Genomic DNA, 24,569 nt, shown 5'->3' on the forward strand with positions numbered 1-24,569 from the left:
TTCCGGTCTCAGGTTCCGTATTCGGGAGTGGTTACTTCGCTTTCTTCAAACTCGTAATCTGTTAACGGCGGGCATGAGCAAATTAGCGTTCTATCGCCATAAGTATCATTAACCCTGCCTACTGATGGCCAGAATTTAAAGGCCGCAACGTAAGGCAGCGGGAATGCTGCTTTTTGGCGGGTGTACGGATGTTCCCACTCATTGCCGGTAATTACGGCTACAGTGTGTGGCGCGTTTTTTAACGGGTTGTCTGTTTTATCCAACACGCCGCTGGCTACATCGGCAATTTCATGACGGATGGCGATCATAGCATCGCAGAAACGGTCAAGCTCATGTTTAGGTTCCGATTCGGTTGGCTCAACCATCACCGTACCCGCAACCGGGAACGATACAGTTGGCGCGTGGAAACCGTAATCCATTAAGCGTTTGGCAATATCTGTAACCTCGATACCGAACGGTTTAAACGAGCGGCAATCCAATATCATTTCGTGCGCGCAACGGCCATTGGCACCAGTGTATAATACCGGGAAATGACTTTCTAAACGGGTTTTAATATAGTTGGCATTCAGGATAGCGTAGCGGGTTGCATTGGTTAACCCTTCGCTGCCCATCATGGCTATATAAGCATGAGAGATGATCAGTATAGATGCCGAACCCCATGGTGCTGCAGATACCGCGTGGATAGATTTACCCCTGTCGATATCAACTACAGCGTGACCTGGTAAATAAGGCACCAGGTGTTTAGCTACGCCGATAGGGCCCATACCGGGGCCACCGCCACCGTGAGGGATACAGAAAGTTTTATGCAGGTTTAAATGGCAAACATCCGCACCAATATTGGCCGGGCTGGTTAAGCCTACCTGTGCGTTCATGTTGGCGCCATCCATATAAACCTGGCCTCCATTTTCATGGATGATCTGGCAGATCTCGATGATCGATTCCTCAAATACTCCATGGGTAGATGGGTAGGTAACCATTAAGCACGATAGCTCGTTTTTATATTGCTCGGCTTTGGCACGCATATCGGCAACGTCGATGTTACCATTATCATCACATTTAACAACCACTATCTTCATACCGGCCATAGCTGCAGATGCAGGGTTGGTACCGTGTGCCGATGATGGAATTAAAGCGATATTACGGTGGGTATCGCCCCTGTCATGATGATAGGCGCGGATAACCATCAGGCCGGCGTATTCGCCTTGTGCTCCTGCGTTTGGCTGTAGGCTCATGGCCGCGAAGCCGGTGATCTCACTCAGCCAGTTGTTAATCTCGTCAAACAGTTGCATATAGCCGCCAACCTGGTCGGTTGGTGCAAAAGGGTGAATTTTGCTGAAATGGTTCCAGGTAACCGGGATCATTTCAGTGGTGGCGTTCAGCTTCATTGTACATGAGCCTAAAGCGATCATGGAATGGCAAAGCGAAAGATCCTTTGCCTCTAATGATTTAATATAACGCAGCATTTCATGTTCGGAATGGTGCGAGTTAAACAACGCATGGGTCAAGTAAGCAGATGTACGCTGTAATTCAGTTGGAATTACAGTTTCCAAATCAGCCTTTAATCCGTCAAAATCAACATCGTTAATAGTTTTACCCAATACTTTGGCAAAGAATCTAACTATGGTTTTAATATCCTCGGGCGATGTAGTTTCATCAACAGAAATAGTAACAACCGAACCTTCATAGTTCAGGTTCATCTCGTTGTTTAGCGCTTCAGAGTGGATAGGACCTGCTAAATGGGCTACGTCGAACTTCAGGGTATCAAAGTAGCTTTCGTTCAGTTGTTTGTAACCTAATTCGCCAAGGGCTTTAGCCAACAGGATGGTTAGGCCATGAATTCTTTCGGCTATTAATTTAACACCTTTAGGACCATGGTATACGGCATACATACCGGCCATAATAGCCAATAATGCCTGCGCGGTACAAATGTTTGAAGTGGCTTTATCCCTGCGGATGTGCTGTTCGCGGGTTTGCAAGGCCATGCGCAAAGCATAGTTGCCGGCGCTATCGATGGTTACACCGATGATACGACCAGGGATAGAGCGCTTGTATTCTTCTTTAGTAGCAAAAAAAGCGGCATGGGGGCCGCCAAAACCCATTGGTACACCAAAGCGTTGTGTACTGCCAACAACAATATCGGCACCCCATTCACCCGGAGGGGTTAGCAATACCAGGCTCATGATATCGGCAACAACGGTTAGTTTAATGCCTTTTTCGTGACCGGCGACAGCAAAATCTTGGTAGTTATATACTGCACCTTTACCGGCAGGGTATTGTACAATGGCGCCAAACATATTGTCGGTTAATTCAACCGTGCGGTGGTCGCCTATTTGCAGTTCGATGCCGTAAGGCTCCGAGCGGGTTTTTAAAATATCAATAGTTTGCGGGAACAGTTCTTCGGATACAAAGAACACATTGGCAGCATTGTTTTTACGCAGGCTGTACTGCATAAACATAGCCTCGGCAGCGGCTGTGCCCTCATCCAATAGGGAAGCATTGGCAATTTCCATCCCGGTAAGGTCAATAACCATGGTTTGGAAATTTAACAAAGCCTGTAAACGGCCCTGCGCAATCTCGGCCTGGTACGGCGTGTATTGGGTATACCATCCGGGATTTTCGAGGATGTTACGCTGAATAACACCAGGCACAATTACATCATAATAACCTTTGCCGATGAACGACTTAAATACCTTGTTTTTTAACGATGTTTGTTTAAGTGTAGTGAGGTAGTCAAACTCGCTTTTCGCAGGTGGCAAATCAAGCGGTTTTTTAAGCCTGATCTGGTCCGGAATGGTTTGCGCTATCAGTTCATCCAGTGAGCTAACACCGATGGTTTTTAACATTTTTGCCGTGTCGGCCTCATTTGGAGCAATATGCCTTGACTGGAATTGTTCCTGGTAATCTGCGTTAAGCTTCATGAAATAGTCGTCCCCTTAAATTTACCGCAAAGGTACGATTTTACAATATCAGTAACAATTGCGTAATATGATATTGACAAAGCATTTACAGAGAAATTTTATATCTTTAACAGACTTATACTTATCATGTTTGCTAAGAAATTTTTACTGTTAATAGTCTTTCTGTTTTTATTAAGCAATTTTAATTTTGCAGCCACCATCGTGGTAACCAGTAATGCCGATACAGGGCCCGGTACGCTTCGCGAAGCACTCTCGGTAGCAGCAGGCAACGGCATCATTACTCCCGATATCATCCGGTTTAATTTACCCGGTAGTTTGGTATCCGATCGTACCATTAGGTTAAAAAGCCAGTTGCCGTTTATTACCTCCAACGTTACTATCGACGGTACTACCCAACCGGGTATTGCATTCGGGGTATCAAACGCCAAGGTGATTATTGAGCCCGAAACCTCTCCTGTTTATTTTAATGCTTTAAATATTAATGGCGAGGTAAATGCAGGTGGCGCACCAGCCACAAAAATTGCCATATACGGATTGTACATCCGCAACTTTGCTAAAATTAACAGTTTGGCCACTGCCGACCTTAGCCAGGGCTCGGGCTTAATGATGGAAGGGGATGTAAGCGGGATTATTATAGGGGCGCCTGGCAAAGGAAATGTTTTTTGCGGCAACATTAACGGAATTTATAACACCTCCTATTACTATGCTGCAGGCGCTTCGGATATTCAAATTCAAAGTAATATTATAGGTTTGCTTGATGATGGCTTCACCGCCGCCAGTAACTACACCGGTATTAACCTTACTTTAGATAAAGATGGTTTGATAGGTGGTACGGATGCCGGTATGGGTAATGTGATAGCGGCCAATGTTACCGGTATTAATATAGCGCGGGCTTATTATTACGGGGTAGCCAATACCATAACCATACAAAGCAACAAAATAGGCACCGATTATACAGGCAAAGCCGATTTTAAAAACATCCCGCTTTTGCAGCAAAGCGCGTTTATTAAAGCTTATGGCATTAACGTTAACTCGTCAAATACAACGCTAAACGTTACTTCCAATTTAATATCGGGCCAGCGCTATTGCGGCATTTATATCGAGAACGCCACGTTTAAAATAACGGGCAACAAAATAGGAACAGATATTACCGGAACCAAAGACCTTGGCAATGGTGAGGGCATTCATGCCGGTACAAGTTCGTCTGGTACCATCGGCGGCACTGCCGCCGATATTAATTATATAGGCTATAACTTTTATGGCATCGAAGCTTTAAACAGCACGCATACACTAATTACGCACAACAGCATTTTTTGCAACAGCGATTATGGCATAAGCGTTTTAACCAATAATTATCAGGTTCCGTTTGTGCAGGTACTTAATTTTAGCGGCACTGCTGTATCGGGTACTGCAACGCCAAATTGCAAAATCGAATTGTTTTTGTCGGACGATTGCGGCAATATATGCCAGGGTAAAACCTACATAACCACGGTGACATCAAGCGCAAGCGGGGCATGGAGTTATTCGGGTGCTTTTAGCAAGGCTGTTATTGCCACAGCTACGGATGCCAATAATAATACTTCGCCATTTTCGTCATTGGTGATACAGGATAATGATGTGGTTGTAAAAAATTATACCTGTGCTTACCAGGGGAGTGTAACCATACAGCAACCCCGTACCGGACTATTATTCCACTGGGATAAAAAAGAAACCAATGGATCATTAACGCCAATAGGCGACGCTCAGAATATAAAAAACCTGTTGCCCGGTACTTACCAGTTAACCGTTCAATATCCGGGTGGCTGTCAAAAAACAACACAACTGTTTGAAATAAAAGACCTACGGATAAAAATACAAAATGTAATTGTGCCTACACCCCAGTGTCGGCAAAAGTCGTTTCCGTTTGATGTCAATTTTACGGGTGGTACAGGTAACGTAACCTTTGCCTGGAAAGACAAGGCGGGCCTGATAAAATCGACAGATAAGGCCGCCAATTTACCCGAGGGCACTTATACCGTTACTATTTATGACGAGGCCGGTTGTGCGGTTACCTCATCGCCGGCTGTCACTATTAAAGCCAAACCGGGTCCGGATTATGATCTTTCGACTATGCAGGTTGCCCCCGCGCGGTGCGGCATTGCCGATGGCGGTATCAGCAATATAACAACAACAGTAGGCATAGGCACATTAACCTATAAATGGACAAATGATGCCGGGGTAGTGGTGGCTACTACCAAAAACCTGGTAAAAGTTAAAGGGGGCTACTACACCCTCACGCTGTATGACCAAAGCGAATGCAGCCCGTATTCAACGCCTCCTATTTTTATCCAGGAAACCAATTCTGTAAATATTAGCGGAGGTTCTATTACTCCGGCCAAATGTGGCGCCAATAATGGTGCAATAACAAGTGTATATGTTCAAAATGCCGACCTGTATCAATGGTACGATCCACAAGGAAACCCAATTACCACCAATCAAAGCAATTTAGATATTTTTAACCTCGCCGATGGTACTTATCGTCTCAACGCGGTTAACACGGTAACCAAATGTAGCAATGATGGATATTTTACCGTTAACAGGCTAACGCCGGAAGTATTTACCATTAAGAGCCTGGCGAGTGTTGCCACCACCTGCGGATTAGATAACGGGGCAATTAACCTGGAGATTGAAGGAAAAGTAATCCCGGTATCATACCAGTGGATAAAGCAGGATGGTACTTTGATTAGTAATTCGCCAAGTATAAGTGGTTTAGCGGCGGGTTTTTATACACTTAATGTAACCGATAAATATGGTTGCCCAAGTGTACTGGTAAACAATTTAGAAGTAAAAGTAACGCCGCTTTTACAGTTTTCGTCGCTAAACAATCCCATTTCCAATCCTGATCAGTGCGATCAGCTATTTGGGAGCATTACCGGTGTTGATGTAACAGGCGGCGTGCCTCCTTACAAATATACCTGGACCAATACTGTTAACAATGCCGTTGTTGGCACGGATAAAGACCTGAAAAGTGTAGGAGAGGGAAATTACTCGCTGGTTGTTACGGATAATACGGCATGCGCCATCCCGCTTACCGTAGATCGTGCAGTTAGTAATAATAAGTTTACACCCGATCCGCCCGTTGTTAATAATCAACGGATCTGCGATCCGGAAACAGTTACCATCAGCGTACAAAACCCGGTTGCGGGTACTTATAAATTGTATGCAGATGCTACATCTACTCTGCCGCTTTCAACTAACACAACGGGTAAATTCACTTTATCTATTACTGAAACCAGTGATTTTTACATCAACTATAGCATTGGCAGCTGCGAAAGCAACCGGACACAAACCCATATTGAGGTAGTGCACGTAGATGTTAAAAAACCAAACTCATTTAGCCCCAATGGCGATGGTATAAATGACTACTGGAACATAGAAGGTCTTGAGAAATTTCCAGGCTCGCTGGTACAGGTGTTTAACCGCTATGGCCAAAAGGTATTCGAATCCAAAGAGTATGCAACCGTTTTTGCCGGGAAATTCAACAATCAGCTATTGCCGCCGGGCGTGTATTATTATATTATCAATTTAAATACCCCATGCAGCCTGCTCTCGGGCAGTTTAACTATTGTCAGGTAGGATGATACCAAGTGTGCTGATGGCCGATTCAAAAAATTGAAGACCAATATTTTACAGGTACCTGTTTATTGTATTGCTTATATTGCTTTGCCGGCAGGTAACGGCAGCGGTATTTGTAGTTACCAGTAATGCCGATAGCGTACCTAATTATATAGCCATCTATTCCATACTTTGCAATACTTTGAGGATAAATGAATTGTTTAAGCTCATTCTCCTTCGCTTTAGCTGTTTCGTAATCAAAAAAGAAACCAGGTCAATATCAGATGGATTTTTACTTTTGGTAAAATAAGAACCATCAATCCATTGAACGATTGCTTTGTTGTCGCAAACAGCCTTTAAGTTATTACAATACAACTTAAACTGATCAAATAACTCTTTTCTTTTTCCATCAGATAGCTTCACTGCAAATTCCACTTCAAATTCGCTTAGCGTTGATGGTATAATAGTTTCTGGTATGAGTAAACCTCGGGTATTAAAAACGATCATTGCAAAAGCAAGTTAACAAAAACGCCCCGATGTTTAGCGGGGCGTTTTATATTATTTTATCAGGTGTTTGAGCTGGATGATCTCGCTTTCTTCCAAATGGCGGTAACGGCCGCGAGGAAGATCTTTTTTGGTGAGGTTGGCGTAAACCACCCTATCCAACTTTACAACTTCATAACCAAGGCTTTCAAAAATGCGGCGTACCACGCGGTTTTTACCACTGTGGATTTGGATGCCTACTTCGCGCTTTGATGCACCTGCAACGTACGATACCGAATCGGGTTTAATTAAACCATCTTCCAGCTCGATACCATAGGTGATCTTATTCAAATCACCTTGAGATAAGGCTTTATTTAATTCAACCTGGTATAGTTTGCTGATGTTGCTACGTGGGTGCGATAATTTGTCGGCAAGGTCGCCATCGTTGGTCATTAATAATAACCCGGTGGTATTCCTGTCTAAACGGCCAATTGGGTAAATGCGCTCTTTGGTTGCTTTTTCAACCAGGTGCATTACAGTACGGCGTTCCTGCGGGTCTTCGGTAGTGGTAATGTAATCCTTTGGTTTATTTAACAATACATAAACCATTTTTTCACGACGCAGGGTTTCGCCGTTATATTTGATCTCGTCCTTACGGGGATCAATTTTGGCACCCAATTCATCAACAACCACACCATTTACCGATACCACACCTGCAATGATCAGTTCATCGGCCTTACGGCGAGAGCAGATGCCCGCATTTGATATATAACGGTTAAGGCGGATAAGGCCATCGTCCTTAGTTTTGGTTTCGGCTGGTTTTTTACGGCCACGCATGGTCCTTTCGGGTGCGCTGGTATCTTTAGTTATTTTATCGTAAGTGGGCTTACGCTGTGGCTTGTCGGCATTATAAGCCGGTTTATCTTTTGAAAAACTGCCTTCGCGTTTCTTAAATCCGCCTTCGGGCCTTTCGCCAAATTTTTTATCTGTCGATCTTTCTGCGCCTGCGCCAAAACTTCTTTTGGGCTTATCGCCAAAATCGGTATTGGATGTACGGGTGCGTGGTGACGAGTATGGTTTCTTTTCGCCGGCACTGCTGCCGCCAAAGTTTCTTTTGGGTCTTTCTTCACCTTCGCCAGAGGTTGGACGGCCAGAGTAGGGCTTTCTTTCGCCGCTGGCGGATGAGCCTGCACCGAAGCTTCTTTTTGGCCTGTCTTCAAAATCGCCGCCTGTTGGCCTGCCAGAGTATGGCTTGCTGCGTGGCGAAAAGCTTTTTTTATCGCCGGATGAAGCACCGTCTCTAAAGTTACTTTTAGGTCTGTCGTCACCTGCCGCAGGTCTGCCTGAATATGGCTTTGATCTGCCCGACGATTTTTTGTCGCCAGATGATGCGTTGTCCCTAAAATTGCTTTTGGGCTTATCGTCGCTGAACCTGTTGCTTTGGAATGGTTTATCCGGTCTGGATAGTTTTTTCTTTTCTCCGTCCGGAGTGGCTTTACCTTTTGCGGTTGCCGGTCTTTTTGGCTTATCGTCGCCTCTTGAACTTCTGCCAGTTGATTTTCCTGGCCTGTCATCGCGACTACCTGTTGGTCTCTTAAATACCATATTTTTTTGTTTAGCGCTTTCGCAGCGTGAGGGTCAAAGTTATGCTTTTTTGGCACACTTTAATTAAAAAAATCAAAAAAATGTCAGCAAACAAAATCACGGTTTAAACGGTTTTAAACACAGTTTTTGAACCGAAAACCCATGCTAAAAAAGTTGGCAAAATCCTAAGTATTTGATTATGTGATTTGTATGACATACCTTTGCAGCACATTTTACCTAATGTATAGTTAATGATAAAAAAAGAAATGATTAAAAAACACTTACTTACGTGCTCCGTAATCCTGGTGCTGGCCCTCATTTCAAAGCTTAATATCTACAGCACAACAATTGCTGAAACGGTTGCAAAACCGGCCAAATTAAGCCATCGGACCTCGAAATTTATTTTTATTAAAAGCACTGCGGCTACCTATAGTTTTGCCGACGAAGCTTTACCTGTTAACGATGCCAGGGTTACCAAAAAACTCAACAAATCGCTTAGCCAACATTCTTTTAAAAGTGTTCAGTCAACCTTGCTGCACCGCAAGGCCGAAGCGCTGTTCCCTATTATTGAGCCCATTTTAAAGTTTTATGGCATACCTGATGATTTTAAATACATCCCGTTGGTTGAATCGGGCCTCAAAAGCGGCACTTCATCAAAAGGGGCATCTGGCTTATGGCAGTTTATGGCGGGTACCGCGCGTACTTATGGCCTAAAGGTTGGTCATGGTGTTGATGAGCGCCAAAATGTGCGCAAATCAACAATAGCAGCCTGCAAGTACATCAAAGAACTGTATGGTGAATTTAACAGCTGGACGCTGGCTGCCGCCGCTTACAACAATGGCTCCATTAAAATGGAACGCGCCATTAATAAGCAAAACGAGGATAATTACTTTCGCTTAAGCCTCAACCGCGAAACCGGTTCATACATCTACAAGCTTATTGCCATGAAAGCAATTATCGAACAGCCAAAAAAGTTTGGGTACAAGGATTACATTGTTATCCCACCCACAACACAACTGTTAGCATTTAATTAGTGAATTGGTGGGTTAGTGAATTGGCGATTGAAGTAATCTTTTCTAAATCAATAATTCAAACACTCAATAATTCAATAATTAAAATTTTACGGAGCACTTGAAAGCCGATCTTCCTGGATGGAGGATCGGCTTTTTTATGTTTTGCTATTCAATAATATACTTGCTCAATATCATAGTAAATTGATCGTTGAGTCTGCTGCTTTAGGCTTTCTGCCTTAAGCTCTCTATTAAAACAAGATTAAAAAACAGCGGTTACAATAGGGCTGTTATTTTTAGGTCAAATAACGTTTTGGGTTGTTGCATATCTTATAAAGCATCAGCTTTTTACATATATTTGCGAAAAATATTAGTATAGTTGGCTGGCATTTTTAAATCGGCTAAACGGTATTGTTTTTAAAAATACATATGATTGAAAAAACCATCGACCTAGGCGAACAAAGTGAAGTTGAAGTTTACGGGGCCAGGGTACATAATTTAAAAAATATTGATGTTTCTTTTCCGCGCAACCAGCTGGTGGTAATTACCGGCTTAAGTGGCAGCGGTAAGTCGTCATTAGCATTTGACACCATTTATGCCGAAGGGCAGCGCCGTTATATGGAAACATTTTCGGCTTACTCGCGCCAGTTTATGGGTGGTATGGAGCGGCCGGATGTAGATAAAGTATCGGGCTTAAGCCCGGTTATTGCTATTGAGCAAAAAACAACCAGCAAAAATCCACGATCAACAGTGGGGACAATTACCGAGATTTACGATTTTATGCGTTTGCTTTTCGCCCGTACCGGGGATGCCTATTCCTACACAACCGGCGAGAAAATGGAACGGATGAGCGAAGATCAGATTCTGAAAACCATTACCGAAAAATTCGACGGTCAGCCCGTGAACATCCTGGCACCAGTTGTAAAAGCCCGCAAGGGGCATTACCGCGAGCTTTTTGAATCTATCCGTAAGCAGGGCTACCTTAAAGTATGGATTGATGGCGCCATGGCCGACGTAGAGCCAAAAATGCAGGTAGACAGGTACAAGATCCATGATATTGATATTGTGGTTGACAGACTGGTGGTGACCGAAAAAGACAGCAAACGTTTATACACCTCGGTACAAACGGCGCTTAAAATTGCCAAAGGGATTATCCGCGTGGGTGATAAGGACGGCAATGTGGCCTATTATAGTAAGTATTTGATGGACCCGGTTTCGGGTATCTCGTACGATGAACCGCAACCCAATACATTCTCGTTCAATTCTCCTTATGGCGCCTGCGAAAAATGTAATGGTTTGGGGTATATTTTTGAGGTTGATGAAGCATCGGTGATCCCCAATCCTAAGCTAACCATCATGAATGGCGGGCTGGCACCGATAGGAGAATACCGCGAAACCTGGATTTTCCAGGTGCTGAAGGCGCTGGCTAAAAAGTATGAGTTTTCATTAACTACCCCGATAGAAAAGTTAAGCCGCGATCATTTAGATATTATCCTTAACGGAGCACCCGATACCATCAGCGTTTCTGTAGAGTACAATAAATGGAATGTTCAAAGCTATACCATTACTTTTGATGGTATTGTACGTATGCTGGAAGAGCAGCAGGAGCGCCGAAACGATGAGGGTATGGACGATATGGAAAATTATCGTGTACTTAAAACCTGCCCGGTTTGTGAGGGCGCAAGGCTGAAAAAAGAATCGCTGCATTTTAAGGTAGATAACAAAAATATATTTGAGCTGGCCTGCATGGATATCAATCACCTGCAGGAATGGTTTAACGGTTTGGAAGACAGGCTGAGCGAACGCCAGAATGTTATTGCCAAAGAGATACTGAAAGAGATCCGCGCACGTATCGTGTTCCTGCTGGATGTTGGCTTGAGTTATTTAACGCTTGATCGTACGGCCAAAACCTTATCAGGCGGCGAAGCGCAGCGAATCCGTTTGGCTACGCAGATAGGCTCGCAGTTGATGAATGTAATGTACATTTTAGATGAGCCGAGCATCGGCCTGCACCAACGCGATAACGAGCGCCTGATTAACGCCCTCAAAAACCTGCGCGACCTGGGCAATACAGTTTTGGTAGTTGAGCACGATAAAGATATGATACTGGAAGCCGACCATGTTATTGACATGGGCCCCGCAGCAGGCGTACACGGGGGGCAGATTGTTGCGCAGGGAACACCCGCACAATTAATGAAAGAACATACGCTTACAACATCCTATATCAATGGCGAACGTTCTATCGCCATTCCCGAAAAAAGGAGAGAGGGTAACGGAAAAACACTAAGCCTTAAAAAGGCAACCGGCCATAATTTAAAAAAGGTTTCTGTTGATTTTCCGTTAGGTAAATTAATTGGTGTTACAGGGGTGTCCGGTAGCGGTAAATCAAGCTTAATTACCGAAACGTTATATCCGATATTAAACCATCATTTTTTCAGGGCCAAAAAGCATCCGCTGCCATATGAAAAAATTGAGGGGTTGGAGAACATCGATAAAGTGATCGAGATAGATCAAACACCAATCGGTCGTACACCGCGGTCAAACCCTGCTACCTATACCGGTGTATTTTCGGATATCCGGAACCTGTATGTTGCATTGCCCGAGTCAAGGATCAGGGGATACAAGCCCGGCCGTTTCTCATTCAACGTAAAAGGCGGCCGCTGCGAAACCTGCCAGGGCGCCGGCATGAAAGTTATCGAGATGAACTTTTTACCTGATGTGCAGGTACCTTGCGAAGAATGTGGCGGCCGCCGGTACAACCGCGAAACGCTGGAAGTACGCTATCGCGGTAAATCCATCAGCGATGTGCTGGATATGAGCATTGAAGATGCTACGCCATTTTTTGAGCATATCCCATCCATATACCGTAAGGTAAAAACCCTGAATGATGTTGGTTTAGGTTACATTACTTTGGGCCAGGCATCAACTACCCTATCGGGTGGCGAGGCACAACGTGTTAAGCTGGCGACGGAGCTATCTAAAAAAGATACCGGCAATACCTTCTACATTTTAGATGAGCCTACAACGGGTTTGCATTTTGAGGATATTAACGTGTTGTTAGGCGTGCTTTATCAACTGGTTGATAAAGGCAATACGGTTTTGGTAATTGAGCATAACCTGGATGTAATCAAAGTTGTTGATCATGTTATCGATCTTGGCCCCGAAGGCGGTTCTGGCGGCGGTAAAATTCTTTTTAGCGGCACACCCGAAGGGTTGTGTAAGGTGAAGGAAAGTTTTACAGGTCAGTTTTTAAAAAAGGAAATGGGGATCAAGTAATAAAATCCGATATTACCTTTACTAAAATAACAACGAATGAGTTTTATAGAGAAATTACAGGAAATTGATAGTCTTCAGGCTGCTATACAGGAGCGTGGGCCTATTCCTGTGAGTTTACTCAATAAGATTAACTATAAGCTGCGGTTGGAGTGGAACTACACTTCTAACAGCATGGAAGGAAATTCACTAACTAAGCGCGAAACGCGTACGGTGATGGTCAATAACTTAGAAGTTAATGGCAAACCGATAAAGGATGTAATGGAAATCCGGAGTCATGACAAAGTAATCACTACGATTATGAAAATGGGCAAGGGCGAACTCAATATATCTGAAAGCAGGATAAAAGAGATCCATAAAGGCATCATGTACGAAGAAGACGCGGAAAAATTAAAATATGTTGGTCAGTGGAAAAGCACTGATAATTACATGCTTAATTTTGATGGTGAACGCTATGATTTTACACCGCATGCCGAAGTCCCTGAACGGATGCATGAATTAGTTAATTGGATAAATAGCGAAAAGGAAAAAATTGAAAGGTCAAAAAAAGATGCTGCTCACCCGGCACTATTGGCGTTTAAATTTCAAATAGATTATCTCACTATTCATCCATTTTATGATGGCAATGGCCGTACAGCTAGGATTTTATCTAACCTGATATTGATTTCTTATGGATTTCCCCCGCTTTATATTAAGGAAGATGAGAAGCAAAGTTATTACAGGTATCTAACTGATATTCAAAGCGGAGGAGGAGAACCGGATTTGTTTTATGAGTTTATGGCCGGCCTGCTTTTAAGATCCCTACAAATTACGATTGATACTTTGGATGGAAGGGACGTTGAAGAAGAGGACGACATCGACAAGGAGATAGCTTTATTTAAGCGTAGTCTTGATAAGGACAAGGAAAGGACAGAAATCTACAATTGGGACAGTGTGTCCAAAATTATTACAGAGTCGGGAATTCCATTATTTCAAAAGTTAAAAACGAAACTGTCGCAGTTTGATGAACTTTTTCATCTAAACGAAAACAGAATTATATTTAATACAGATAAATCGCCTTCCTACGATTTGCTTCAGCGACATGGGGGCTACATGGTATCTACCGCGTTATTTCCCGAATCGTTAAGAAATTGGTTGAGCAACCCTATGGAACTTAACGGCCATATTATAAGTTTCGGAATGGAGTATTTATTTAAAGGATACAAATTTGCGCAACCGTACGATTTACCAGTATTCATGCGATTTTCTTTTGAAGAATACACTTATTCCATTAGCTACATGATTCAAAACAATGATCAGGAGGATTATTTTGGCGATTATCGTTATGATCAGTTAATAGATAGTGGTGAAATCAACAATATTGTTAACGAGATAACTAAAATGGTCTTGAATTTTATAAAAGGGGATAAAATAGAATGAAACCAATTGCATTATTAATATTTCAAAAGCAGTTAAAATCATCATTAGATAAAGTCCGGAAAAATCATAAGCCCTTGGTTGTAGATTGCGTGGAAGAAGGAGATATTGTCGTTATTTCTAAAACGGAGTATGATAATATGCAGGAAACTTTCCTTCAGTTTAAAAGTGTGAGCGGATCATCTCAAAACATCAACAAATAACTCACATGTTTCAGCGTTTGCCTTAACTTCTCTAACGCAATGCTCACCTGGCGTTCAACCGTTTTAGGCGAAATGTTGAGCTTACTGGCAATTTCCTTATACTTCATATCGCTAAAGCGGCTCAATACAAAAATTTCGCGGCATTTTTCGGGGAGGGTGTTTATGGCTGCTTTTATCTGGTGGGCCAGCTCTTTTTCTTCGTACCCGTTTTCAACAGCGCTGCGTACTTCATCAAGCAGGTTGTTTTTTTGCAAGTAATCAACGTAAAGGTTTTCTATTTTTTGGTGCTTCAAATAATTGAGGCTACGGTTTTGCGCCATTTTATACAGGTATGAACTTACCGATGTTGAAAATGTAACTTCATGCCCCTTTTCCCATAAATCGGTAAATATTTCGGCAACAATCTCTTCGGCCACCGGCAAATCATTCACAAAACGATTGGCGAAAAGCGTAAGGCGGGTATAATGAAGTTTAAATAAAACTTCAAACGCGCCGGCATCCCCCTGCGTGAGTTTTGTTATTGATGTGTCGGTTTTTGAGGTAATCATTTATTCATAGGATAGGTAAAAAAGAATTACTTTTTAAAAAACTTTAACAAGTTAACGATTAAATTTTGAAAGCATCAAATTTAATATGGAAATATTGACAAATGCACTCGCGAATATTTTGCATTGTGGGTGTAATTCGCAATTAGCAGGGTTAAATTTTGTCTTTGTCCGAATTTAATAAAGAAATATTTTAGCCCCGTTTGAGGGTATGGGGTTTTCCAGTTGTCTTGCTAATAAGAACACGAATGGACAACGAAGAAATAAAACTGTTACTGGTAAAATACATAACCCGCGAAGCCGATGAAAAAGAAGTAGAGCAGGTAAAAGAATGGGTTAATGCGCACCCCGAGAATGAGCAGTACTTTGCCCAGCTATATGAAACCTGGCAAAACATGCTGTACCTGGAGCCCGATGTTATTAATGAGGAGAAAGCATTCGCCAAATTTTCGGCGGCAACTATCCCGCATGAGCCAAAATACCGCGTGCTTGCTATATGGAGTAAAGTAGCTGCAACCGTGGCCTTGTTTGGTTTGCTAACAGCTTTGCTTGTAAACTATTATTCAAAAAATGTGCAGAACACGAGGCTCGTATCTGTTAATAATGGGGGCATAAAAAAAATAGTTTTAAGCGATGGCACACTTGTTTGGCTAAATGCAGGCAGCAAGCTTAAATACAATACTGATTTTAATAAAACAAACCGGACTGTTTACCTGGAGGGTGAGGCATTTTTCGACATTGCCCCCGGCGGCAAAACTATTCCGTTTTTGGTTAACACTAAAAATTATACCATCAGGGATATCGGCACAAAATTTAACCTGAAAGCTTACGCCAACGACTCTTTTTTTGAAACCACGGTTGTAAAAGGCGAGGTAGCGGTTGAGGGTAACATAGATAACAACACCCGCGAGATGAACCGCATCTACGTTAAACCGCACCAGGTGCTCAGAATATATTATCCCAGTGCCGAAAAATACGCTGTAAAGCAGGATGATAAAGAATTGAAAAACCTTAACGAGATACAAGTATCGGAGGTTGATTCGGCAAAAATGGACCGCTACGATGGCTGGAAGGACGATTTGCTGGTATTTGATGGTAACACCCTCGGCGAGATTGCCAAAGTATTGGAGCGCAGGTATAATGTAAAAATTATTATGGACGATGCCGGGCTGCAAAACATCCGCTATTCGGGCAGTTTCAAAAGCATATCCAGTATAGATAAAGTTTTGGATCTGATAAAGGGCAATACAGCAATCAACTATTCTATTACGGGCAACACAATAAACATCACAAAAAACAATAAAAACTAATCTGTTAACCCTTTAAAAACAAAATAACTTATGGCGAAAAACTAACGCTCTCTCTTTCAAAATAAAAAACCCGGTGTGCGCTAACACTCCGGGCTTCAATAAAATCAATAGCTAATACCCTACGCTTGGGGAAGCATCGTATTAACTGATTAACAAACAAATTTATGATAAATTTTGACAGAAAATCTGTAATGGCTGCGCGCGCGTGGCAAAAAACGATTAAAATTATGAAGCTTGTAACTGTTTTACTCTTAACGGGAATAATGCAAATACACGCAGCTGCTTTTTCGCAAAACGTTTACAACTTTAATGTAAACAATATATCTGTTAAACAGATGTTTAAGCAGATTGAAAAAAACAGCAAATACACGGTTTTTTACCGGCTGGACCAGGTTAACATTGATAAAAAGATTAATGTTGAACTGCAAAACGCCAGTATTGAAACGGTAATGAAAGATGTACTTAAAAATCAGCAACTCACCTTCCAGGTGGTTGATAACATCATTATTATTAAACCGGCCGATGGTAAAACTATAGCAACCGTTACAGTAACCGGTACTGTTACAGATGCCGCGGGGCTGCCGCTACCCGGTGTAAGCATAAAACTTAAAGGAAGCACATTAGGAACAGTAACCAATATCGACGGAAAATACAGTCTTACATTGCCCGATGGCACAGGCACGCTCCTTTTTAACTTTTTGGGCTTTACACCACAGGAAGTACCCATTGCCGGCCAAACCGTAGTAAACGTAAAGCTTGTTGAAGAATCAAAAGCGCTGAACGAGGTGGTAGTGGTTGGTTATACCACTCAAAAAAAGAAGGACCTTACCGGCGCCGTAGCCGTAGTTAATGTTAAGGATTTGAATAAACAAGCATCATCATCGGTAAACAGCCAGTTACAGGGGCAGGCATCTGGCGTTACAGTAACCGGATCGGGCCAGCCGGGTGAAGAGCCCCAGGTACACATCAGGGGTTTTAACACGTTTGGCGATAACACCCCATTGTATGTGGTAGATGGTATGGAAACCTATGACGTGAGCACTATTAACCCAAATGATGTCGAATCGTTACAGGTGTTAAAGGATGCAAGCTCCGCGTCAATATATGGGGCCAGGGCTGCAAACGGGGTTATCATTATTACCACAAAAAGGGGCAAGGGCAAAGTGAGCATTCAGTACGATGCGTATTATGGTTCGCAGGTGCCTAAAGGAGGCAATGTTTGGCATACATTAAACCCGCAGCAAGCGGCCAACTTACAGCTAATGGCCGAAAAAAATTCCGGGATTACTGATTTTACAGACCCGTTATATAACCCAACAGGGGCAAACTCCACTTTTACGTTGCCCGATTATATTACACCTGCCGGTGCGAAAGCAGGCGATTCTTCGGTAAATCCCTCAAAATACTACGTTAATCCTAACTATACCTCGCCCGATGATTTTAATAGCTTTTATCGGATAACAAGGGCAAATAAAGCAGGTACCGATTGGTATCATGAACTATTCAAATCGGCTCCTATAACCAGCCATAATTTAACCTTAAGCGGCAGCAGCGATCAGGCAAGCTACCTGTTCTCGCTTAATTATTTTAACCAGCAGGGAACATTGATTGATACTTACCTAAAACGGTACACCCTGCGCTCAAATACCACTTTTAATATTACCAAACATATCCGTGTAGGCGAAAACCTGGCTTATTCTATCACCAAAACACCGCAGGTGGCCGCCGCTAACCATGCGCAAATAAGCGCCAATAATCCCGATGGTGTAATAGCTATGGGTTTAAGAGAGCAGACAATTATACCTGTTTATGATATAATGGGCAATTATGCCGGCACTTATGGTACAGGATTAGGCGATTCTAATAACCCTGTAGCTATACAGCAGCGCACTAAAGTAAATGGAGCCACAGCCTATCGCTTACTTGGAAACATGTATGCCGAAGCTGATTTGTTTAAGGGCCTTACCTTGCGCACCAGTTTTGGCGGAGACATCACAAACAGTAACGACCACGCGTTTACCTACCCGACATATGAAAACGTAGAAAACTCCCAAACAAACAGCTATAACGAAAATTCGGCCAATAGCTATAGCTACAACTGGACAAATACACTTACTTATCTAAAAACCTTTGGCAAGCATAATTTGAACGTGGTTATAGGCACCGAAGCTGTTGAAACTTACGATAAAAGCCTGGGTGGTAGTATACAGGGCTTTTATAATTTTGATCCTGATTATGTTAGCCTTTCAACAGGTACAACAAACAAAAACACTTACAGCAGTAAAAGCTCAACGTCGCTGTTATCTGAATTTGCACGCCTGGATTATGTTTTTGATAATAAGTACCTGTTTAATGCCACAATCCGCCGCGATGGTTCCTCAAAATTTCCGGTAACCCAGCGTTATGGCTACTTCCCGGCTTTTAGCGCCGGCTGGCGCGTATCACAGGAGGGTTTTCTGAAAGAAGTAAAATGGCTTACAGACCTTAAAGTACGGGGCGGTTGGGGTATTATGGGTAACCAGATTAATATGGGGGCAAAAGATGCCTACACTACTTTTGGTACCAATATTGGTCAATCATATTATCCTTTGGATGGTAACTCCGCGTTGTTGCCTGGCTTTTATCAGGATCAGATAGCTAACCCCAACGCTTTGTGGGAAAAAGATATCAACTCCAACTTTGGTTTTGATGCAACCCTCCTTAACGGCAAAGTGGCCATAACGGCCGATTATTATCGTAAAGATATTAAGGACCTTTTGTATGCCGCAAGGCAGTTAGGTACTGCCGGTAATGGTAACGTGCCTGCACAAAATGTGGGCAAAATGAAAACGGATGGACTTGATATATCTGTAACAAGCAATATAACTGTAAATAAAGACCTGAGTTTTAATGCCACAGGAACCTTAACAACCTATAATAACAAAATACTAAAAGTATCTGACGACAGGGACTATTTTGTTGGCGATGCCACAAGCCGCTTTGATAGCCCTATAACCAGGAGTGCTGTTGGTCATTCGCTGGGCGAATTTTATGGCTATCAAATAGCCGGTTTTTGGAACAACCAGGCACAGATTGACGCCGCAGATGCCAGCGCCCAAAAAGTAACAAACGACCCAAGTGCTGTTTATCAATCAGATACCAAAGTAGGGCGTTTCAGGTATAAAGATGTAAACGGAGATGGTGTAATAACTGATGCCGATCGTACTTTTATCGGTAACCCTAATCCGAAATTTACTACCGGATTAAACCTGGCTGTAAACTATAAAAACTTTGATGCCAGCGTGTTCTTTTACGGCTCATTTGGCAACAAATTATGGAATAGCGTTAAATACTGGCGAGACTTTTACGCGTCATTCGGAACGGCCAAAAGTTATACCGCGCTTAATGATTCATGGACGCCAACGCATCAAAATGCAAAAGCCCCTATCCAGGAGTTGGATGCATCTACCAGCAGCGGCGCAACACCAAACTCATACTTTGTTGAAAACGGAACATATGTACGTATGCGCAATGCCCAAATTGGTTACACCTTTAAAGTCGCCGGCTTAAAAAAGGCAGGCATTCAGAAACTGCGCGTATATGTATCCGCAACTAACCTGTTCACTTTAACAGGCTATAGCGGTGTCGATCCGGAGCTGAGCGGTAACACCAAAGATTTTGGCATTGACGAAGGTAGCTATGCCAGCCCGCGCACATTCTTATTCGGAGTTAATTTTTCATTATAACAACAGCATTAAAAGTATTACAATGAAAGCAAAAAAATATTTCAGTATTATGTTGCTAAGCGTTTTTGCGCTTGGTGCGTGTAAAAAAACGTTTCTTGATAAATCAATCAACGGAGCGCTGGAGCCTAAGTTTTTACAAACCGAAGCAGGTGCAAACGAATTGCTTGTGGGCGCCTATGCGGCATTAGATGGTCAGCAGGGTGGCGATGCCGCTTTTGGTGGTGGCAGTTCATGGGAGGCGTCGCCAGATAACTGGATTTATGGCGGCGTTGCGGGCGGTGATGCTTCAAAAGGCAGTATAGCCGGCGATCAGCAACCCATCGAGCCTATCATGAAGTATAACCCCGATGCCAGCAACGGCTTTTTTGATAGCAAATGGAGGGCCGACTATGAAGGTGTTTCCCGCACAAATAATACCATTGCAATTACAAATAAGGTGCCTGGTATTACAGTTTCCGCCAAAACCAATATCATTGCACAGGCCCGGTTTTTACGTGCTCATTATTATTTCGACCTTAAAAAAATGTTTAATAATGTGCCTTACATTGATGAAACTACAACCGATATCAATCAGCCAAATACAACGGATATATGGCCAAAAATTGAAGCCGACTTTTTGTATGCCTATAACAACCTGCCCAATACCCAGGCGAATGTGGGCAGGGCCAACAAATGGGCTGCCGGTGCTTACTTAGCAAAAACATATTTGTATGAGCATAAGTACACCGAGGCAAAATCGGTTTTTGATGCCGTTATTGCACAGGGGGTAACGGCATTAGGGTTGAAGTATGAATTGAATGGAAAATTCAACGACAATTTCAGAACAGCTACAAATAACAGTGCCGAATCGGTATTTGCCGTGCAGGCAGCCGCCAACACCGACCCTAACGGACCGTCAAACGCCAACGATGGCGATATGCTGAACTTTCCGTATGGCAATAGCAGCCCGTTTAGTTGCTGTGGCTTCTATCAGCCATCAATTGAACTGGCCAATCATTACCGTACCAACCCGGCTACCGGCCTGCCCTATTTGGATGATTATAACAGCCATGCTTTAAAAACAGATATGGGAGTAGCAGCCGGGGCCAATTTTGCGCCTGATGCCGGCACTATCGATCCGCGATTGGATTGGACGGTTGGCCGCCGCGGTATTCCATACCTTGATTGGGGTTTGCATCCTGGAGTGGATTGGATACGCGATCAGCAATATGGAGGCCCATACTCGCCAATTAAAAATGTTTATGGCCAGGCCGAGCAAAGCACCAATGGCGATAATACTTCCTGGGCACCGGGATCGGGCATTAACGTTAACCTTATCAGGTATGCCGATGTGTTGCTGATGGCTGCCGAAGCCGAAGCGCAACTGGGTAATTTTGATAAAGCCGAAAGTTATGTGAACATGGTGCGCAGCAGGGCAGCCAATACATCGGGGTGGGTGCATAAGTATAAAAATGATGATAATCCCACCGCCGGCTTTACCAATACACCCGCTGCCAATTACAAAGTTGGCACTTATCCCGCAGGAGCCTTCGCCAGCAAAGATTTTGCACTTAAAGCCATTTATTTTGAACGCAAAATTGAATTGGCTATGGAAGGCCATCGCTTTTTTGATTTGGTTAGATGGGGTATTGCCGATACCGAGCTTAATGCCTATGTGGCTTATCAAAGTACCCTCACCAATGATGTTAAAGGAGGCAAGTTTTTAAAAGGTAAAAACGAATACTACCCTATCCCACTTACCGAAATTGATTTGAGCGCCAAGGGTGGCACCCCTGTGCTTAAACAAAATCCGGGCTATCATTAATAAAGTATATTTATATCTGCCGGGGTTTTCAAATCCCGGCAGATTTTCTCAAATTGCTGCGTATTACCACCTGCTGTAAACCGACCAACAACTATAAACCAAAATATGAACACAACATCGACACGATTTTTATCGCTGGATGTATTTAGAGGGATGACATTATGTTTTATGATCATCGTGAATACACCCGGGAGCGGAGCGGATGCCTTTGCGCCCCTCCGGCATGCGGCCTGGCATGGTTTTACCCCAACCGACCTGGTATTTCCGTCGTTTTTATTCGCGGTGGGCAATGCCATGAGTTTTTCGATGAAGCGCTATATCGAGATGGGTAATGCTGCCGTACTTACCAAGATATTTAAACGTACGCTGCTGATATTTTTAATAGGATACCTGATGTATTGGTTTCCTTTCTTCAATTTTGATAAAGGGCATTTTGAATTTTCGCCGATAAGCCATACCCGTATTATGGGGGTTTTGCAGCGTATTGCTTTATGTTACTGTTTCGCATCGCTCATGATTCATTTTTTATCAAAGCAATCGGTTATTATTTTATCAATCCTGTTCCTGATAAGTTATTGGGTTATCCTGCTTGCTTTCGGCGATCCGTTAAACCCGTTAAGCATGACCGGGAATGCAGGGTATTTCCTGGATAAGCTTGTACTTGGTGCCGATCATATGTACCATGGCGAAGGAAAAGCATTTGATCCGGAAGGTATCCTGAGCACCTTACCGGCTATTGTAAACGTGGTTGTTGGTTACTACGCCGGTAAATTCATTCAGCAGAAAGGTAAAGGGTACGATGTGGTATCAAAAATGCTGCTCATGGGCTGCCTGTTCATTTTTATCGCCTTGTGCTGGAATATGGTATTCCCCATTAACAAAAAGCTGTGGAGCAGCCCGTTCGTGCTGATAACCACCGGCCTCGATCTGGTGATCCTGTCATTCCTGGTATATGCGCTGGAGATTAACGATTGGAACAAAGGCAACTGGACAAGGTTTTTTACCATTATGGGTAAAAACCCGCTGCCGCTTTATGTATTATCAGAAACCCTGGTCATCTTCTTTTACATGTTTAGCGTAAAAGGGGTTAGTTTATATAATTGGATAAATACAAACATTTACCAGGCTATAATACCCGGGGCAATTGGCTCATTGCTGTTTGCCATCAGCTATATGCTTATTTGCTGGTTGGTAGGTTACCTGCTGGATAAAAAGAAAATTTATATCCGTGTTTAAGAACCTGGATATAAACAAAAAGCGCGGCCCAATACAGCCGCGCTTTTTGTTTAATAGGAAAACTTTTTGGATAGCTATATTGCCAAATGATAAATACGACCAGATGCAGGCGCTGTATCGGTAACTTGCCCAAGGTATTTTTTTGATACCGATTTTGGAGCAAAGCCCTGATCAACAACGGTAACATTTACCGCGCCGCTTGTTGGTTTATTAGCAGGGTTGAGCAACCTGTAGGTATCGCCCCCATAGCTAAAATTGTTATCAGTCACCTTGGTATTATCAAAATTATAAGTGGCTTTGAGGCTGCTTACTGAAAAGCCGGATGCCTGCACCTTTTTGCCGATCTGTTCGAAATTTACCAGCACCTCTTCTTTAAAGGTGATGAGATAGGTGTTACGGATCAAGTCGGTTTTAATATCGCCAACAAAAGGCAATGCACGTAAAGCTTTTTCGGTTGATTTTGCGCAAAGGGCGCAGGTAAGTCCGCTAACCTGCAACTCGGCTTTGGTAAACTGAGCTTTTGCGACCGTAGCAGAAAGAGAGAACACGATAATAAATATTTTAAGCGTTTTCATATCCCAGCTTTTTTTAGCAGATAACAAAAATAGATGATTAACCCGTTGATTACAAATTGTTTTTATGCTACTGCAATATCCGTAAACCCCGGCAAGGTAAGCAAAATCAAAACGCGTCCCTGCCTTCAAGGGGAAGCTTCTCTATTTCTTTTGTTGCTTATCAGCAAAAGAGAATACTTTTTGAAGCAACGGCGTAGTACGCGCGCCTAAATTCTGTCGAATATTCAGTTCCTCTTTGGCAATTTCAACAAATAAGCCAGCAATAGCTTTCTGGGTTACATAATCGGTAATGTCCGGATTTATTTTTGATACAAAAGGCACCTTGTTATAAGCCTGCGCGGCATCGGTATAATATTTTGTAGCACCAACTTTGTTTAAGCTTGCCTGTATCACGGGTTTAAACTGGTCGGCCAATTGTAAAGTAGTGGTTTTTTTGAAGTATTGAGTGGCCGCATCCTGGCTGCCAAGCAAAATGTTGGTAACATCCTGCAGGGTCATTTGCTTTATGGCACCAATAAATATGGGTTTGGCTTTTACAGCGGCATCTTCGGCGGCATGGTTAATGGAAGTTATAACGTTGTCGCAAAGGCTGCCAAGGCCTATGCTGCGAAGCGTTTTCTCGGCTTTTTGCGCTTCGGGCGGAAAAAGTATTTTAACCTCGGCGTTCTTTAAAAAGCCATCAACAACCGATAACTTATCAGTGCTTTTACCGGTACCTATTTCAAGGGCTTGCTTAAGGCCGTTACCTATCTCAAACGTGGTAGGTGTTCCTTGTGTACTGGTGGTTGCAGCTTGTGCAACCTGGTTTAGTGTATCGCAGCTGCTTAAGGTTATAAAAAACAGTAAAGCTGTTATAGAAAATATTCGTTTTTTCATAGTGCCTAAAATTAGCA

Annotated in this window: 15 protein-coding genes; 9 read left to right on the forward strand and 6 right to left on the reverse strand. The window is 43.0% G+C overall.

Annotation, left to right across the window (positions count from 1 at the left end; genetic code table 11):
* Positions 1–8: 8 nt before the first annotated feature.
* Positions 9–2,918 carry an aminomethyl-transferring glycine dehydrogenase gene (gene gcvP, locus PQ469_RS00360; RefSeq protein WP_274211216.1) on the reverse strand — a complete coding sequence of 970 codons (2,910 nt, stop codon included), beginning with the start codon at positions 2,916–2,918 and terminating at the stop codon, positions 9–11.
* Between the two features lie 126 nt (positions 2,919–3,044).
* Here gcvP and PQ469_RS00365 point away from each other — a divergent pair, with 126 nt between their 5' ends.
* Entirely contained in the window at positions 3,045–6,533 is a 3,489-nt protein-coding gene (locus PQ469_RS00365) for a T9SS type B sorting domain-containing protein (protein WP_274211217.1), read from the forward strand.
* Between the two features lie 159 nt (positions 6,534–6,692).
* Here the strand turns inward: PQ469_RS00365 and PQ469_RS00370 are convergent, their stop codons facing one another.
* Positions 6,693–7,019, reverse strand: a complete 327-nt coding sequence (locus PQ469_RS00370; protein ID WP_274211218.1) for a DUF6932 family protein — start codon at positions 7,017–7,019, stop codon at positions 6,693–6,695.
* Positions 7,020–7,070: 51 nt separating this feature from the next.
* On the reverse strand, positions 7,071–8,600 hold the full coding sequence (locus PQ469_RS00375) for a pseudouridine synthase (protein WP_274211219.1): 1,530 nt from the start codon (positions 8,598–8,600) through the stop codon (positions 7,071–7,073).
* A gap of 230 nt (positions 8,601–8,830) precedes the next feature.
* Here PQ469_RS00375 and PQ469_RS00380 point away from each other — a divergent pair, with 230 nt between their 5' ends.
* The 4 genes from PQ469_RS00380 (at position 8,831) to PQ469_RS00395 (ending at position 14,481) form a co-directional block, all read left to right on the forward strand.
* On the forward strand, positions 8,831–9,613 hold the full coding sequence (locus PQ469_RS00380; RefSeq protein ID WP_255369742.1) for a lytic transglycosylase domain-containing protein: 783 nt from the start codon (positions 8,831–8,833) through the stop codon (positions 9,611–9,613).
* A gap of 405 nt (positions 9,614–10,018) precedes the next feature.
* Positions 10,019–12,865 (forward strand): excinuclease ABC subunit UvrA, encoded by a 2,847-nt coding sequence (gene uvrA / locus PQ469_RS00385; protein ID WP_274211220.1) that lies wholly within the window; start codon positions 10,019–10,021, stop codon positions 12,863–12,865.
* Positions 12,866–12,901: 36 nt separating this feature from the next.
* The gene (locus PQ469_RS00390) at positions 12,902–14,281 is read left to right on the forward strand and encodes a Fic family protein (protein ID WP_274211221.1); all 1,380 of its coding nucleotides are present in this window, start codon (positions 12,902–12,904) and stop codon (positions 14,279–14,281) included.
* The gene (locus PQ469_RS00395; protein WP_274211222.1) at positions 14,278–14,481 is read left to right on the forward strand and encodes a type II toxin-antitoxin system Phd/YefM family antitoxin; all 204 of its coding nucleotides are present in this window, start codon (positions 14,278–14,280) and stop codon (positions 14,479–14,481) included. The genes PQ469_RS00390 and PQ469_RS00395 overlap by 4 nt, the downstream gene beginning before the upstream one ends.
* On the opposite strand, the gene PQ469_RS00400 is transcribed toward PQ469_RS00395, so the two are convergent.
* Positions 14,463–15,029 carry an RNA polymerase sigma-70 factor gene (locus tag PQ469_RS00400; protein ID WP_274211223.1) on the reverse strand — a complete coding sequence of 189 codons (567 nt, stop codon included), beginning with the start codon at positions 15,027–15,029 and terminating at the stop codon, positions 14,463–14,465. The two genes, PQ469_RS00395 and PQ469_RS00400, sit on opposite strands and share 19 nt — an antisense overlap.
* Positions 15,030–15,274: 245 nt before the next feature.
* Between PQ469_RS00400 and PQ469_RS00405 the strand changes: the two genes are divergently transcribed.
* The 4 genes from PQ469_RS00405 to PQ469_RS00420 all read left to right on the forward strand — a co-directional run bounded on the left by PQ469_RS00405 (position 15,275) and on the right by PQ469_RS00420 (position 23,101).
* A complete protein-coding gene (locus tag PQ469_RS00405; protein ID WP_274211224.1) occupies positions 15,275–16,336 on the forward strand; it encodes a FecR family protein in 1,062 nt (353 codons plus the stop codon).
* A gap of 263 nt (positions 16,337–16,599) precedes the next feature.
* A complete protein-coding gene (locus PQ469_RS00410) occupies positions 16,600–20,061 on the forward strand; it encodes a TonB-dependent receptor (RefSeq protein WP_274211225.1) in 3,462 nt (1,153 codons plus the stop codon).
* 22 nt (positions 20,062–20,083) lie between these two features.
* Positions 20,084–21,865, forward strand: a complete 1,782-nt coding sequence (locus tag PQ469_RS00415; RefSeq protein ID WP_274211226.1) for a RagB/SusD family nutrient uptake outer membrane protein — start codon at positions 20,084–20,086, stop codon at positions 21,863–21,865.
* Positions 21,866–21,970: 105 nt separating this feature from the next.
* Positions 21,971–23,101: an acyltransferase family protein gene (locus PQ469_RS00420; protein ID WP_274211227.1), complete on the forward strand. Its 1,131-nt coding sequence runs from the start codon at positions 21,971–21,973 to the stop codon at positions 23,099–23,101.
* A 74-nt stretch (positions 23,102–23,175) separates the two neighbouring features.
* Here the strand turns inward: PQ469_RS00420 and PQ469_RS00425 are convergent, their stop codons facing one another.
* A complete protein-coding gene (locus tag PQ469_RS00425; RefSeq protein ID WP_274211228.1) occupies positions 23,176–23,676 on the reverse strand; it encodes a heavy-metal-associated domain-containing protein in 501 nt (166 codons plus the stop codon).
* 141 nt (positions 23,677–23,817) lie between these two features.
* A complete protein-coding gene (locus tag PQ469_RS00430) occupies positions 23,818–24,552 on the reverse strand; it encodes a DUF4197 domain-containing protein (RefSeq protein ID WP_274211229.1) in 735 nt (244 codons plus the stop codon).
* Positions 24,553–24,569 lie beyond the last annotated feature (17 nt).

Source organism: Mucilaginibacter sp. KACC 22773 (assembly GCF_028736215.1).
Taxonomy (GTDB): domain Bacteria; phylum Bacteroidota; class Bacteroidia; order Sphingobacteriales; family Sphingobacteriaceae; genus Mucilaginibacter.